This window comes from Microcoleus sp. EPA2 (genome assembly GCA_020882975.1).
Lineage (GTDB): Bacteria > Cyanobacteriota > Cyanobacteriia > Cyanobacteriales > Microcoleaceae > Microcoleus.
The window spans coordinates 112,245-127,371 of the sequence record JAHRFD010000005.1; the positions used below are offsets into that span (position 1 = coordinate 112,245).

Genomic DNA, 15,127 nt, shown 5'->3' on the forward strand with positions numbered 1-15,127 from the left:
CAATCTTTTATCTCAAATCCGGGGGGTGAGTAACCCGGATTTAGCAGGAGTAGTCCCCAACTTAAAAAGCTCAAAAAGCTCAAGTTGTTGGCTGGCTTTATGAGATTGGTAATAAATAAATTCCTTGCTAGTTTTACCTGCAACACCCTTGAGATCTAGTAAAGGCTTAAATGGCAAATAATCTCCGCAATCCCCTTCGCAAAATATAACTTCTCCCTTCCTATTCTTTGCCCACACTGCCAATTGATTGTAATCAATCAGTTTGCTACTGTATCTGTAACCTTTACCAGCATTTTCTTTATAGGGCGGGTCAATAAACCAAGTTGCTTCTACGTCAGGAGCTAGTGTATAATCCCCGCTAATAATTTTCCAATGCTTAACTTTGAAAAGATTTTCCGCCATGTATCGTTTACTGATTTCCCAATTTCTAGCTAAAACAGGAGTTACTTTAATAGTCTTGTAATGAAAAGCCATTTTCGTAGCAGCATGAATAATGTGAAGTAACTCCGAACTCTTTTCACCAACTGCTAAATCAGGTAAGTTACTAATTTTTGATGGTGTCGCCTCATCGATCAACCACTGCCAAATCTTAGAAACTTCCTCATCCCTCTCAATCAGGATAACTTCCTTCTGCCAATAATTACCATAGAGTGAATAAGCTGCTGAACCTGCAAACGGTTCTATAATGGCATCAAAGTTAGGAGCAGGGTAATGTTTGGCTATTTGCTTTTTTCTGCCGTAGTAGTAGAACATTTACTATTTATTGAAAACTTAATATATTTGAAAACTATAGTAATATAACATCCTCTCTTCATCCTCCTGTATTAAACTCTCTCTTCTCTTGGCGTACTACCCTACGGGAACCCCTGCGGGGAACGCACCTTCGCGGTTAAATCACCTGACGATACAACCGGAATTGATCTAAAAAAATAAACAATTTTTCAAGATGTTTATTCATTCCCATAACAGTGCGATCGCCAACCGTACCGCTTCCCCCATCATCGAACAACGAACTCGATCCGATGCAGTTTTTTCCCAGTGCAGCAACTGTCCCCGAAAACCAGCATCTTGCTTCGCACGCTGAACTATCGCCTGACAAATCACTTTTTTCTGAATCTGTTCAGTCGGGATACCTTGCTGCTTCAAATAATCCAACAGTCGCTGTACGCTATCTGTGAATTTATCCGGTGTCTGAGACATCAAAATAAAAGAAATCTGGCGCACCATTTTTTGATAAATTTCTTGTCTTCTCTGCAACACATCCTGTGGCGGTGGTGGTGGTGGCGGTGGTGGCGGTGGCGGTGGTGGTGATGACGTAGACTGCTCATCCCCATTGGTTTCTGCAACGGCCAAGTCTAGCAAACCCAAAATTGCAGTACCCTTAGCTAAAACCTTTTTCAACATATCTGGATAAAGCTCCAAAATGCGATCGCTCAAAATCTTGCCATTCACCAAACGATTCGCACTCAACCGCAATAAATGCTGCTCCTGGGCCGACTCAAAAAATTGAACATTCAACTTCAGTTCGCAACTCTCCAACTCCAGCCGCAGCAACGTAAAAATCAAAGCACTCCAATTAGGAGATTCAGCAAAATAGACCTCGACAAGAGAAGTTTCATCTTGATGGTGCTTCCCAAATTCTCCCAACTCAAAATCCCGATCCACCGGAAAACGATTACCCGGAACTTTCGCAGCATAATCAAACTGATTAAAAACATATCGGCAGTCAACCTTAGACAAATCTACATCTTGAACTTGCCAATTTTGAATACAACAACCCGTAAGCTGCGCCCCCTCCAGATTCGTCCGAATCAAACGGCACTCGATCAAAAAAGCATCTCTTAAATCCGCCTCCGCCAACATCGCATCCATCAAATAAGCACCACTCAAATCAGCCTTCCGCAAATCAGCATTACGCAAATTAGCTTCACTCAAATCAGCCCGCAGCAAATACACTTGTTGCAAGTTAGTTCGCAGCAAATGTGCCTTTTTAAAACTAGCCTTCAACAGATAAGCACCGGAAAAATTAGCTCTACTCAAATCAGCATTATCCAGCACCGCTTCCGTTAAATCAGCCCCAGCCAGGATCGCCCGGTGCAAGTCAGCTTCACTTAGATTTGCCGATCGCATTTGAGCACCATTGAGATCGGCTTCAATCAAATTTACACCCCTTAAGATTGCCGAGCGCAAATTCGCTTCAACCAAGTGAGCTTCCCGCAAATTAGCACCAGTTAAATTAGCACCAACAAGACTAGCACGGTTGAGATTTGCCTCCATCAATTCCGCCCCAATTAACTTAGCCCCGTCGAGTTTAGCCCTTTCCAAATTAATTTGGTCTGATTTCACCAAGCTCAAATCCGCCCCGCCCAAATCCGCCTCTTGCAGCACCACCCAATTCATGTCTGCACCTTCGAGACAACACAAACGCAAATCCGCCTTCGCCAAATTTGCGCCACTCAAATTAGACTGACTCAGATTCGCCCCTGTGATTACCGCACTGCGGAGATCCGCGCGCCGTAAACAAGCCCCAATTAACTTAGCATTACTCAAATTTGACCAGCTTAAATTAGCACCAGTCAAATTAGCACCAGTCAGGTCTATTTCTTTCAGGTTGACACCGCTTAAACTAGCACCACTGAGGTCAATGTGAGCAAAGTTCCGCTCTCCCTGTTGATAGCGCTGTAAAAATTCCTGTATTTGCATTCGGCAGATTTGTGGGCTAGCAATGAAGGCGTTGTATTACCAGCTTTACCAAAAAGCTGGGTTTAAAGCCCCGTCCTTAGAGGACGGCTTTAATTTAAGTGTAAAGATTTCTTGCAATCCGTCAGTTTATAGCCACAATTGCTCGTAAGCATGATAAAATCATCCCATGATTGTACTAGAGTTCAAGTTAAAAGGCAAACCACAGCAATACCGGGTCATTGACGAAATGATTCGCACAGCTCAGTTTGTCCGAAACAAAGCTCTCAGATACTGGATCGACAATCAGGGAGTTAAATTATCAGACCTGTACAAACAATGTGCCATCATGGCGAAAGAGTTTGAATGGGCGGGCAAACTTAACTCAATGGCACGTCAAGCTTCTGCTGAACGTGCCATTTTTGCTATTCAACGTTTCTTCGCTAATTGTAAAGCAAAAAAGCCAGGGAAAAAGGGATATCCGCAATTCAAAACGCATACACGTTCCGTAGAATACAAGACATCAGGCTGGGCGCTTTCCACCGACAAAAGATCTCTGACTTTCACGGATGGTTTTGCTGCTGGGAAGTTTAAGTTAATTGGCTCTCGTGATTTGCATTTCTCGACGCCCAACGAAATCAAGCGAGTCAGAGTAATTCATCGTGCCGACGGTTACTATGCTCAGTTCTGTATCAACGTAGAACGAACAGAGGAAGTAGTTCCTACGGGTAAAGCCATTGGCATAGATGTAGGGTTAAACCATTTCTTGACGGATAGCAATGGGGAAACGGTGCCAAATCCCCGACATCTTCGTAAAAGTGAAAGAGCTTTAAAACGGTTGCAGAAACGGGTTTCTCGGAAAAAGAAAGGTTCTGGCAATCGCAAGAAAGCCATCAATAAGTTAGGCAGAAAACACTTAAAAGTCAGCAGGCAGCGTAAAGACTTCGCCATCAAAACGGCGTTGTGCGTAGTGAAATCTAGCGATTTCGTAGCCCATGAAGACCTTCAAGTAAGAAACATGGTGAAAAACCATAAACTTGCTAAATGGATTAGCGATGCAGCATGGTCACAGTTTGCTCAATGGTTGCAATATTTTGGCACAGTGTACGGCAAAATAGTAGTTGCTGTAGCGCCTCAATACACTTCCCAAGATTGTTCGAGTTGTGGGAATCGCGTTCTCAAATCCCTGTCCGTTAGAACTCATGTTTGCAGTTGCGGTGCGGTATTAGACCGCGACTGCAATGCAGCGAAGAATATTCTGGCGAAAGGATTGAAACAGGCAGGAATTAATTTAAATACGGTGGGGCACACCGGAATTAACGCTTGGGGACAGACCGACCTCTAGTCGTTGGTGGTGACATCAACGGGCAAGTTGACTGGTTGAGCCAAGAATCCCCGCGCGTTCACGCGCCCGGAGTGTCAAAGATTATTCTATATCAAAACAGCAGCACGAATATTTTAAGATGTCGCGCCTTTAAATTGTCTACTAAAATCGTGGTTAAAAAAGAGTCAAATTCTCTCCCCCTCTCCCTTTTCCCCCTTTTTTCTCCCTTTGTCTCCCTCTCGCCTCCTGTACCCACACACACTTTAGATGCGTAGCAGTTGACTATTCTCGCCGGAAAATGCTTTTACAGAAAGCGCTGCAATTCCTGCTGTAAATATTGGCACCATTTAGTCGCTAGAGGAATTTCTGTAAAGGGAACCTGGACAGCAGCAGCATCTTGAGTATCTTTTAACAAAAATTCTAGGACGATCGGACTTCCAGCACTAGGCGGATTTTCTAAATCTACCACAGAGCCGTTAACTAACACTTGCAGTGACTGCACATTTTTCAAGGAAAAAGTTTGCAAGTTAACAGGTCCACTGCGAGTAGGCTTTCCCCAGGTTAAACAATCTTCTTGCTGACCAAGCACAGCATAAATATCGTACTTTGCCCGATCGAACTTTTCGGCCCACACACGATAAGCTTCCAGTTTTTGATACTCGTTCCATCCAGCCCAAGCCAGAAAAATAAAAATTGCTAGCAGTGGCAGCCACATTAAACCTCTTTCCATATTAATTGATTGTTGATTGTTGATTGTTGATTGTTGACTGTTGACGGTTGATTGTTGACTGTTGATTGTTGACTGTTGACTGTTGACTGTTGATTATCAATTATTGACTAACAACCTATTAAATTGGTATTAACCCATAACCAATAACTATTAACCAATAACTATTAACCAATAACTATTAACTAATAACTATTAACTATTAAGGTGACGTGCTCTGCGGGGGGGGTGGCAGTTCAGGTGAGGGTGAGGGAAGCTCCGACGGAGTAGCAGACGGACTTTCCGGCGGTGGCGGAACTTGACCCGGTACTGGTTCGGAATTTTGGAGGCTTCGCACCCACAAACCTAAACCACCGCAAACCAACACAATCGCCAACAGTCCCAGCAGCGGGAGCAAACGCTGCAATCCCGGCTGTTTTTGAGCAGGTTCCTCGGCGGGGGCAGTTTCTGGGTACAGCAACTGTTTGGAGGATTCTGAAAGTTGAGACTGAGACTGTGTTTGAGGCATCGAGAGTGATTTCTTCAATGACACCGAGCCCGACATCGGCTTTGACATGGGCAATGACACCGACGGCGACACCGGTGCTGACTCCTCAGTCGGTTGAAATAAGATCAATTTCTCCGGCGACATCCGAAAGTGAGTCATGACTACAGAAGTGTTGTCATAGCCGTTTTTCTCATTTCCCAGGTTAATCAGATACTCAACGGCCACCTCCAAAGACATTTCGCCCTTAAGTACCGCAGGGCCATAACTCTCCCAAGATTGCTCCACCCAGTCATTGTCGCTTAAACCGTCGGAACATAGCAGCAACAAACCTTCATCTTCCACAATAAATCGCTGAATCGTGGGTTGCAGGAAATCGCCGTCCCGCGTGCCCAAGGCTTGAGTCAGAGCTCCTGCATCGCTTCGCCTTTGGCTTTCCCAATACAAACTATGTCCCAGTCGCACTTCCCTAGAAGCCACATCGTCATCCACAGTCAGCCGCTGGCAAGAATTTTCTGCGATCCAATAGGCGCGACTATCTCCCACATTCACCAAATAGAGTTCGTGGCCGTTATTCGATCGCACATCCTCCGAAACAACCTTAATTTTTTGAGGTAACTGGAGAGCCATGACCAAAGTTGTCCCCATCCGCTCCCGTAACTCCTTTCCCTGCTCGTTATTCTGAGCGGAAATCACATTATTGACAACTCTCACAATCTCTTGAAGTTGTTTTGTGACCATTGTCGGTATCATCAACTCATCTTGTTCAGCGATTTCTGCCAGGAAATTTTGAATCAAAGCTTTCAGAGACTGCACCGCTAATTGACTGGCAACTTCTCCACCTTCATGACCTCCAACCCCATCGCAAACTATGGTCAAATAAGGCAGCAATTTGTCACTTCCAGAAATTTTGCTAAATTTAAAATCCGCAGCATTCGGATAGCAACTATCTTCATTTTGAGAACGTTGAGGTCCGGTATCCGTCATCCCAAACACATCTAAATGTAAAGGTAATTGGGCGGCTTGTTCTAAGAGTAAATCATTGAGTTCGAGGGCGATCGCCTCAAAATTCATGCTGCTGCGGCGCATAAACCGACAAATTTCTCCCAGTCTCGACTTTACCTGGGGTTGAGCCGATTCCACCAACCCAGACCACACATCTCCCAAATCCCGCAAAGTCGGCACAAAATTGCCCTGATGCAGTTCCAGCAAGCGCACCCGCCAGCCTTCCACCCGTAAATTTTCCGGTACCAGCAAACTAGAAGCCACTCCCTGTTCCGATAATGGTGTCCACAGTTGCAGCATTTGCCAAAGCCAATAAACTTGTCGCACAGCGCTAGTTTTCGACCAAGCTTCTAAGATAGAAGGATATAGGCGACCAAAAGTGGTGATGGGTACATTTTCGAGCAAGAGTACATCGAAGGTTTGGGCTGCTTCTCCCAGTTGAAAAAAACCGTAGACTTCAGGTATATGAAGCCTTTGGGGATATAAGTGGAGGTAAGGCATAATTGCATCCGGCAGTTCTTCTGGGACGCTAGGAAGCAAATCGGGACGGCTATCAAGCCATATTTGGGGGGCGATCGCCAAATAGCGATCGCCGATGGCCTTACCCTGCGGCACTTCCTCCACATCAGGTCCCACCGCCCACAAATGTCGATAAATTAGAGGTGTGGAGCAAGCTGCACAGTGCTGTCGCCCAAAGGTATTGCGGGGTTCGGGACAGGCAAGATTCGGGCAATAAATGGATTCGGAGAAATTGTTCATCATATCGGGTAGTTTGTGTAAAAACATTCTGAAGATATATAATTCCCTCGCCCCTATTCAATAGGGCGAGAATAAACTGATTTTAGCCCCTATCACTTTCTTAATTCCTATAAATTGTCATTTCCACCACTGTCGATCGGCTAAAATTGTAATCTAAGTTACTAAAAGTGGTATTCAGGGCGCTCCAAGGCTCAGTCTGGCGATCGCCCCATCAAGTTCATCCAGCTACCTCCAAAATCTAGCAACGATTGGAAATTCGCCAACCTTTACGGAGTTAGTCTTTCGCCATTCTGTAATCCTTTAATTCATCAATCAAAAATACTATTACCCCAACTCTTGTTATGCTGTGGAATCCTACGCTATTTTGGCTGATATCTGGGGCATTGCTATGTTTAGCAGAACTATTTCTCCCCACTGCTTTTGTAGCTTTCATGATGGGACTCAGCGCCTTCGTCGTAGCTGCAATTTCTTTAGCTTTACCTTACGTTAATTTACAAATATTCCTGTGGATGGTCTGTTCGGTAGTTTTTGTGCTAACTACCAGGCGTTTGATACCAAAAGGCAAGACAAAGGCGATCCAAGATGACAAAGAAGCCAAAACTTTAACAGAAATTCCCCCCGGAGAAGCGGGACGAGTAATTTATGAAGGCAATTCTTGGCGAGCACGCTGTGAAGATTGCGACACCGCTATTCCTCCCAACCAAAACGTAATTGTAGTCGGACGAAAAGGCACTACTCTGATAGTAGTTCCAGAAAATTTGCTGCATTCCTAAAAAAATGCCAAATGGTTTATGGAGAATGGGGAATCGGGAATTGGGAATTGGGAATTGGTAGTTGGTAGTTGGGAATTGGTAGTTGGGAATGGGGAATTGGGAATGGGGAATGGGGAATTGGGAATGGGGAATTGTTGATGGGGCAACCCCCCTGCCCCCCCAAAGGGGGAAGGAATGGGGAAGAAAAGTCAACACTCAAAAATTATTAGGAGTCCACTGTGGAACAATTGTTTTTGTTTGTATTTTTAGCATTAGGCGGCTCTGCCCTCGCAGGTTCCGTCAAGATTATCAATCAGGGTAATGAAGCCTTAGTAGAAACTCTCGGTAAATACAGTGGGAAGAAACTAGAACCGGGTTTGAATTTTGTAACTCCGTTTCTCGATCGAGTAGTTTACGAACAAACCATCCGCGAAAAAGTCTTAGACATTCCTCCCCAAGCTTGTATCACTCGCGACAACGTTTCCTTCACTGTGGATGCTGTGGTTTACTGGCGGATTGTGGACTTGGAAAAAGCCTGTTACAAAGTCGAAAATCTTCAGTCAGCAATGGTTAATATGGTTCTGACTCAAATTCGGGCTGAAATGGGTCAACTAGACCTCGAAGAAACTTTTACAGCCCGTTCTCAAATCAATGAAATCTTGCTCAGGGATTTAGATATTGTTACCGATCCTTGGGGAGTGAAAGTGACGCGGGTAGAATTGCGCGATATTATCCCTTCTAAAACTGTACAGGAGTCTATGGAATTGCAGATGGCAGCCGATCGCCGTAAACGGGCGGCAATTCTGACATCGGAAGGGGAACGGGAGTCGGCAGTTAACAGCGCCAAAGGTAAAGCCGAAGCCCAAGTTTTGGATGCCGAAGCGCGCCAAAAAGCGACTATTTTGGAAGCAGAAGCTCAACAAAAGGCGATCGTCCTGAAAGCTCAAGCAGAACGCCAAAGTCAGGTTTTGAAAGCTCAAGCTACTTCTGAGGCTTTACAAATTATCGGTAAAACTCTACAAAATGACCCCAATGCTCGCGAAGCTTTACAATTTTTGTTAGCTCAAAACTATCTCGATATGGGTTTGAAAATTGGCAGCAGCGACAGCAGCAAGGTGATGTTTATGGACCCGCGGAGTATTCCCGCTACCCTGGAAGGAATGCGATCGATTGTTGGGGAAGGTAGTAGTAATGAGGTAAAAAAATAGTCGGAAAATTGATATTTTGTACGTTTGTAACTGGTTCCCAGGCTCTTCCTGGGAACCAATGCCTAGAGGCTCTGCCTCGCTTATTAGCACAAAAATTGGAGGCAGAGCCGACCGATCGGCGTTACCAGGCTCTTCCTGGGAACGAGTAATTACCAATTACCAATTACCAATTACCAATTACCAATTACCAATTACCAATTACCAATTACCAATTACCAATTACCAATTACCAAATTTAAGATTCTTGAGCGAGAGTACATCGATCGCACAATCCGAAAAATTCCAAAGTGTGATAATAAATCTTAAAAGAATGAGATTGCTGCAATTGGCTTTCTAAGTGGTGAACCGGACATTCATCGATCGGAATTGAGGCTCCGCATTCGAGACAAGTTAAATGATGTTGATCTTGGTGGGCGGCACCGTAAAGAGACTCGCCACTAGCAAGAGTTCTGACGTGAACGAACCCCTCTCGCTTTAAACCGTCGAGGGAGCGATAAACGGTTGCTAAGCCCATGCTTTGGTCGCTGTTACGGAGTTCTAAGTAGATATCTTGCGCTGAGAGCGATCTATTCAAGTGCTTGAGCAAGTGTAAAATACGCTCCTGACTACGGGTGCGGTTGGTTCTCATAATTTTTTTGTGTAATCTGCTGGAATCAAATCTATCGCTGTTTCTAGGCTAGCTTACTTGGGGGAAAGGGCGATCGAGCAACAGCCACCTAGTTGTAGGATAAAATAGCTCTAACTTTCGCATCACCTACACATTGCTGTGACTCAAAAATATTTTGCCCAAATTTATGTTACCCTCCGCCCTTCGGTTTTAGACCCCGCAGGCACTGCTGTTCAGTCTGGTTTGCAACATATGGGATACGACAATGTTGAGCGCGTGCGCATCGGGAAATACGTTGAAGTGACTCTGACTGCTGCTGGCGAGTCGGAGGCGCGCGAACAACTCGATCGCATTTGCGACCAACTTTTGGCCAATCCAGTGATTGAAAACTATCGGGTTGAGTTGACTGAAGTTCCTGTTGCTATGGAGACAACGACAGCATAAATGCGATCGATCTTTCGGGTGTGTTTTAAAACCCGGAGACCCCCCTAGCCCCCCTTGGTAAGGGGGGGACAAGAGAGTTCTCAAAGTCTGCCTTAAAAAGCGGAGACAAGAGCATTCAAAGTCTCTGTTAAAAACACAAGAACTCGGAACACTCAAAGTCCCCCTTATTAAGGGGGATTTAGGGGGATCGAGACTTCGATACCAACCAAGATACTATCTGTTTTCTATCTAATTTCGATCCCCCCTAGCCCCCCTTAATAAGGGGGGGACAAGAGTTTTCCTTCTTCCCTCTTCCTTCTTCCTTCTTCCTTCTTTCTTCTTCCTTCTGCTTATGAAATTTGGAGTTATTGTTTTTCCTGGTTCAAATTGCGATCGCGATGTGGTGTGGGTAACTCAAGGGTTACTACACCAACCAACGCGGATGATTTGGCACGAAGATACCGATATTTCGGATATCGACATTATGGTAGTTCCCGGTGGTTTCAGTTACGGAGATTATTTGCGGTGCGGTGCGATCGCCCGTTTTTCTCCAGCGATGAAAGCGACGGCGGAACACGCCAACAAAGGCAAACTTGTACTGGGAATTTGCAACGGTTTTCAGGTGCTAACTGAAGCTGGTTTGCTCCCCGGTGCTCTGGTGCGAAATGCGGGCTTGAATTTTATTTGCGATCGCACTTCATTGAAAGTCGAACGCAGTAATACTCCTTGGACTTCCGCTTATACCTCCGGTGAAATCATCGATTTGCCCATCGCCCACGGAGAAGGCAACTATTATGCCGATGCCGATACTTTGGCAGAACTAGAAGAACACGATCGAGTGTTGTTTCGGTACTGCACAGCAGCGGGCGAAATTAACGATGCTGGGAATCCCAATGGTTCGTTAAATAATATTGCGGGCATTTGCAACCGGGCTGGCAATGTGTTAGGAATGATGCCTCATCCAGAACGGGCTTCCGATCCGATGTTGGGTGAGACTGATGGGATGAAATTGTTTCAAGGGTTGCTGATGTCAACTTTGGCTGCAATTTTGTAGTTGATATTGGGGATATTTGGTGTAGGGGGCGGGTTCGCCGATCGAGTTTGTCACCTACAGATAATCTCCATCCACCCGCCCCGCCCAACCGAGAATCGCGATCGACTTTTTTTCCCACCAGAAATTCAATCAATTTCAAGTTTTTCTAGGACTTGCAAGGGCAACAGTTCCATATACCGAAATTCCTGACTGCTTCAATACTTGAATAGCCGATCGCACCGTAGTACCGCTAGTATAAATATCATCAACTAACAACACCCGATCGCCAGGAAGTCGGCGACGAAAATCCTTACCCAAAATTAAAGCATCCTTCATTTCGGCTTGCCGCTGTGCGATAGAAAGTTGAAATAGTGCCTCAGTATACTTGATCCGTTCTAAACCATGTCGCTGTAAAGGCAAACCCGTTAACTCACAAAAACTTTCCGCCAAAAGTTCCGCTTGATTAAATCCCCGCTGTTTCAGCTTTTCCTTATGCAGTGGAATCGGTACAACGGTTAAATTATCAATAGCTAATTCGGGAAAATTTAGCCAAGCTTCCGCCATCCAATAGCCGAGGGGTTTGGCTAACTCTGGACGATCGTTATATTTCAAAGCTGCGATCGCCCGTTTCAGAGCCCCGCCGTACTCCCCCCACACAAACACAGCCTTCTGGGAATCCCAAAATGCACCAGGATCGGCTAATCGACAGCCCTGAAGTTGCTGGCGACAGTAGGGACACAAATCTGAGGTAGCTGGTCGCTGACACAGAGGACAGTTAGACTTAAGAAATAAATTGAGAAAAGATTTGACCAATCTCGTCCATTTTCGATTGTTCATATTAAAATTGCAATAAGTGATTAATCGGGAAAAGTTAGAATTTTCAATCAATTTCCTAGAAAGGCTAACAGCGTGGACAACTTCTACTGGCTAGACAAAATTAAACCATCAGACAGGGATGCCGTGGGAGAAAAAGCATTTTACTTAAGCTGTTTAATGCAAAAAAATCATCCCGTCATACCCGGTTTTGTTGTGCCACCAAAAGCGTTTTGGCAGTTTCTAGAGTCCATAGACTGGTTGGAACCGCTGTTTGCAGACTGGCCAAACTCTTCACTGCACTTGAATGTCGATGAACCAAAACAACTCCAAGCCATCGCCCGCAGCATTCGCCGACAAATCACCTCCACCAAACTGCCAGATTCCTTACTCTCCACCATGGATGCGGCTGTTTCTCAACTAAACTGCAAAGCATTAATTTTTCGCCCTTCCCTGACGACGCAACACCCGAACACCGCCGGAATGCTGGAATCTCAAGCAGTGCGCGCCGAACCAGCAGCCATCGAGGCCGGACTCAAAGCAGCTTGGGCGGAACTGTTTAGAGCCCAAAGACTATTTTACTGGCAACGGTGCGGCATGAATGTACAGGAAATTAATCCCGCTGTTTTAGTGCAGCCACTCTCTTGTGCGATCGCCGCCGGTGCGGTGGAAACTAACAGCAATGAAGGCTGGGAAATCCAAGCCACCTGCGGTTTAGGAATGTCCCTCGCTAGGGGAGAAACCATCCCCGATTACTATCAAGTGCAACCGGAAACAGGCAAAATTACCATCCAGCGATTGGGTTACAAAACATTAGCTTATCATCTCAAAAGCGACGAAATCAAATCGGAGGAAAAACCACAGATCGGAAAGGGGAACTCTTTCCAAATTCCTAACTTTCAGTTTCCCAGACCAAATTCTGCTGGAAGTTGTTTGGATATTTATATATTAGGTGAAAAGTTACAAAGTGAATATGTATTAAATCAGCATCTCTTAATAAAATTACTCGATTTGAGCCAAAAAGCCAGGAGAGAATTCGATTTCGAGCTAATTTTAGAGTGGACGATGAATCAGTCAGCAGACTGTAACGAACCGGAGTTTTATTTCACTCAAGTTCGCCCATTGAAAAACCAAAAAGTCCCTGAAATAATGGAAAATCTGATCGCACAAGCTAACCAAAATTTAATTGCCCTAGGCAGAAATCCTAGGGTACTCAAAGGTTTGGCGGCCGCATCAGGAAAAGTTAAAGCAATTGCCCAAGTTATGGGTAATTCCCATCCAGAAAACTCGGAATTTGTAGCGGGGGCAATTTTGGTGACACGGGCAATTTATCCCCATTGGCTACCTTGGCTCAAATTAGCTGCTGGGATTGTTTGCGAACAAGGAGGTATGACGGGTCATGGTGCGATTTTAGCTAGGGAGTTGGGCATCCCCGCTGTGGTAGGAGTTGTCGGTGCCACTCGCGCGATCGAGACTGGGGATTCGGTGTGGCTAGATGGCGACACTGGAGAAGTTTTTGCGTCTGCTCAAATTGAGGCGATCGCCCCTACAAATATCAGCAATTATGGAGAAATAGCCAATGATGCAGATTTGTCCATGACAGCAGCCAAAATGTCGATCGCCCATCACCAATTCCCCACAGCATCTCCATCCCTTCTAGAACCAAAATCTCAGCCGCCAGAATTACCTCAAAATGTTGTCAGTCCCCCAACAGTGACTCAACTGCTGGTGAATGTCAGCCAAATGAGTTCCATCGAGCATCTCAGAAATCTACCCATAGACGGTATTGGATTAGTGCGATCGGAATTAATGGCAATAGAAGCTTTGGAAGGTCAAAATCCCCAACTTTGGTGGCAAAATGGTCGGGAATCTGAATTTGTGCATCGCATGGCGACTCAGTTAAATTTATTTGCTGCGGCCGTCTTTCCCCGTCCCATATTTTATCGTTCCCTCGATTTACGGGAATCGGGAATCCACGGTAGTTTCAGTTATACCTTTGAACCAGAGTTATTTGATTGGGAATTAAAGGTACTAAAAACATCCTGGGATGCGGGGTATACAAATATTAATTTAATTTTGCCATTTGTGCGCTCTGTAGACGAGTTTAGCTTCTGCAAGCAGCGTTTAGAAACAGTTTGGAAACAGCGACCCGTTGAGTTTAAACTGTGGATTATGGCCGAGGTTCCTTCGGTTTTATTTTTATTGTCAGATTACGTGAAAGCAGGAGTTCAAGGAATTTCCATCGGCACCAATGATTTAAGCCAATTTATGTTAGGAGTTAACCGCAACTCGGCAGATATGGCTAGCGCTTTCAGCGGGCGCAATCAACCGATGATGAGGGCGATCGAACAATTAATCCTTCAGGCTAAGGAGGAGGGAATTCCTTGCTCTATCTGTGGCGATGCTCCAGCTTTATATCCACAGATGATTGACTCCCTGGTGCTGTGGGGGATTTCGTCGATTTCTGTGAATGTGGACGCTGTGGAACAGACTTCTAGGGCGATCGCTCGCGCCGAACAGCGTATCATCCTAGAAGCGGCGCGAGCGAGCTTTAAAAATAATCATTAGATATCTGCCAAAAGTCAGAATAACTGTTCCATAATAAATAGGGTTGATGTCTATTAAAAATCATTAAAAACAAATCCATTCCAAAGTTACCATAGTAGTATTGAGAAACAGTTTACTCCAAGGGGGCCAAAATGAAATCAAGAATGATTACAACCACAGCAATCCTACTGGCTGCGATCGGTATTTTGACACCCCATCCAGTCTCAGCTCAACCAGCCACCGACGGTGGCACAAAACCGGGATTTTGGCAACCAGAAGCACAGATAGATAATACTCGCAACATTACCCTCAGACTATTAAACGAGACTGGATTGAACCTAGAATACGGTCAGTCTGGTGTTGGTTTGTCATCCTTGCCGATCGGCACTACAAAAAACGTCGTGGTTCGCATCGGCAACCGCACCGGCGATCTTGCCAATATTCCCATTAATGTCAAAGGTGGAACCACCACTTTGAAATACGACTATAGCGTCGATTCCCAGAAAAACATCGTGACAGTTCGGATCACCACATCGGACGGGCGGACTAGGCAAGACAGGTCAATTTATATTGATGAAAAAGGACGAGTTTATTCGTTCTAGTTTATAGGTGGGGGCGGGTTTATTAAGATTGTTATTTTTGGGCGATTATGGTTGGTGAACCCGCCCCTACAGCATTGGTAAAATGTTAGATAAAATTTCGGGTAAAACATTGAATAAAATCCGTAGGGACGGGTTAAAAGATGAATTTTGCCACTCACAGAGCA

General features: G+C 45.1%; 12 protein-coding genes and 1 pseudogene. 7 read left to right on the forward strand and 6 right to left on the reverse strand.

Going from position 1 to position 15,127, the window contains the following annotated elements; translation table 11 throughout:
- Window positions 1-12: 12 nt before the first annotated feature.
- Window positions 13-753 carry a hypothetical protein gene (locus tag AAFP14_RS07345; protein WP_341731639.1) on the reverse strand — a complete coding sequence of 247 codons (741 nt, stop codon included), beginning with the start codon at window positions 751-753 and terminating at the stop codon, window positions 13-15.
- A 201-nt stretch (window positions 754-954) separates the two neighbouring features.
- Window positions 955-2,703, reverse strand: a complete 1,749-nt coding sequence (locus AAFP14_RS07350) for a pentapeptide repeat-containing protein (protein ID WP_341731640.1) — start codon at window positions 2,701-2,703, stop codon at window positions 955-957.
- Between the two features lie 166 nt (window positions 2,704-2,869).
- Here AAFP14_RS07350 and AAFP14_RS07355 point away from each other — a divergent pair.
- A pseudogene (locus AAFP14_RS07355) lies at window positions 2,870-4,083 on the forward strand (RNA-guided endonuclease InsQ/TnpB family protein); the annotation flags it as partial.
- 224 nt (window positions 4,084-4,307) lie between these two features.
- Here the strand turns inward: AAFP14_RS07355 and AAFP14_RS07360 are convergent.
- Together AAFP14_RS07360 and AAFP14_RS07365 are read right to left on the reverse strand one after the other, a co-directional pair.
- Complete coding sequence (locus AAFP14_RS07360; protein WP_341731642.1) at window positions 4,308-4,733, reverse strand: hypothetical protein; 426 nt, start codon at window positions 4,731-4,733, stop codon at window positions 4,308-4,310.
- A 199-nt stretch (window positions 4,734-4,932) separates the two neighbouring features.
- Window positions 4,933-7,005 (reverse strand): protein phosphatase 2C domain-containing protein, encoded by a 2,073-nt coding sequence (locus tag AAFP14_RS07365; protein ID WP_341731643.1) that lies wholly within the window; start codon window positions 7,003-7,005, stop codon window positions 4,933-4,935.
- A 314-nt stretch (window positions 7,006-7,319) separates the two neighbouring features.
- On the opposite strand from AAFP14_RS07365, the gene AAFP14_RS07370 reads away from it, so the two are divergent.
- Together AAFP14_RS07370 and AAFP14_RS07375 are read left to right on the forward strand one after the other, a co-directional pair.
- Entirely contained in the window at window positions 7,320-7,751 is a 432-nt protein-coding gene (locus AAFP14_RS07370) for an NfeD family protein (RefSeq protein ID WP_341731644.1), read from the forward strand.
- A 218-nt stretch (window positions 7,752-7,969) separates the two neighbouring features.
- Entirely contained in the window at window positions 7,970-8,938 is a 969-nt protein-coding gene (locus tag AAFP14_RS07375; protein ID WP_341731645.1) for an SPFH domain-containing protein, read from the forward strand.
- Between the two features lie 235 nt (window positions 8,939-9,173).
- On the opposite strand, the gene AAFP14_RS07380 is transcribed toward AAFP14_RS07375, so the two are convergent.
- The gene (locus AAFP14_RS07380) at window positions 9,174-9,566 is read right to left on the reverse strand and encodes a Fur family transcriptional regulator (RefSeq protein WP_341731646.1); all 393 of its coding nucleotides are present in this window, start codon (window positions 9,564-9,566) and stop codon (window positions 9,174-9,176) included.
- Window positions 9,567-9,704: 138 nt separating this feature from the next.
- Here AAFP14_RS07380 and purS point away from each other — a divergent pair, with 138 nt between their 5' ends.
- Entirely contained in the window at window positions 9,705-9,989 is a 285-nt protein-coding gene (gene purS, locus AAFP14_RS07385; protein WP_340520982.1) for a phosphoribosylformylglycinamidine synthase subunit PurS, read from the forward strand.
- Between the two features lie 331 nt (window positions 9,990-10,320).
- Window positions 10,321-11,022 carry a phosphoribosylformylglycinamidine synthase subunit PurQ gene (purQ, locus tag AAFP14_RS07390; protein ID WP_341731647.1) on the forward strand — a complete coding sequence of 234 codons (702 nt, stop codon included), beginning with the start codon at window positions 10,321-10,323 and terminating at the stop codon, window positions 11,020-11,022.
- A gap of 135 nt (window positions 11,023-11,157) precedes the next feature.
- Here purQ and AAFP14_RS07395 read toward each other — a convergent pair whose 3' ends face one another.
- Window positions 11,158-11,838 carry a ComF family protein gene (locus AAFP14_RS07395; RefSeq protein WP_341731648.1) on the reverse strand — a complete coding sequence of 227 codons (681 nt, stop codon included), beginning with the start codon at window positions 11,836-11,838 and terminating at the stop codon, window positions 11,158-11,160.
- Between the two features lie 72 nt (window positions 11,839-11,910).
- Between AAFP14_RS07395 and AAFP14_RS07400 the strand changes: the two genes are divergently transcribed.
- Together AAFP14_RS07400 and AAFP14_RS07405 are read left to right on the forward strand one after the other, a co-directional pair.
- Entirely contained in the window at window positions 11,911-14,382 is a 2,472-nt protein-coding gene (locus tag AAFP14_RS07400; protein ID WP_341731649.1) for a putative PEP-binding protein, read from the forward strand.
- Between the two features lie 143 nt (window positions 14,383-14,525).
- Window positions 14,526-14,963, forward strand: coding sequence for a hypothetical protein (locus AAFP14_RS07405; RefSeq protein WP_341731650.1), 438 nt, complete (start codon window positions 14,526-14,528; stop codon window positions 14,961-14,963).
- Window positions 14,964-15,127 lie beyond the last annotated feature (164 nt).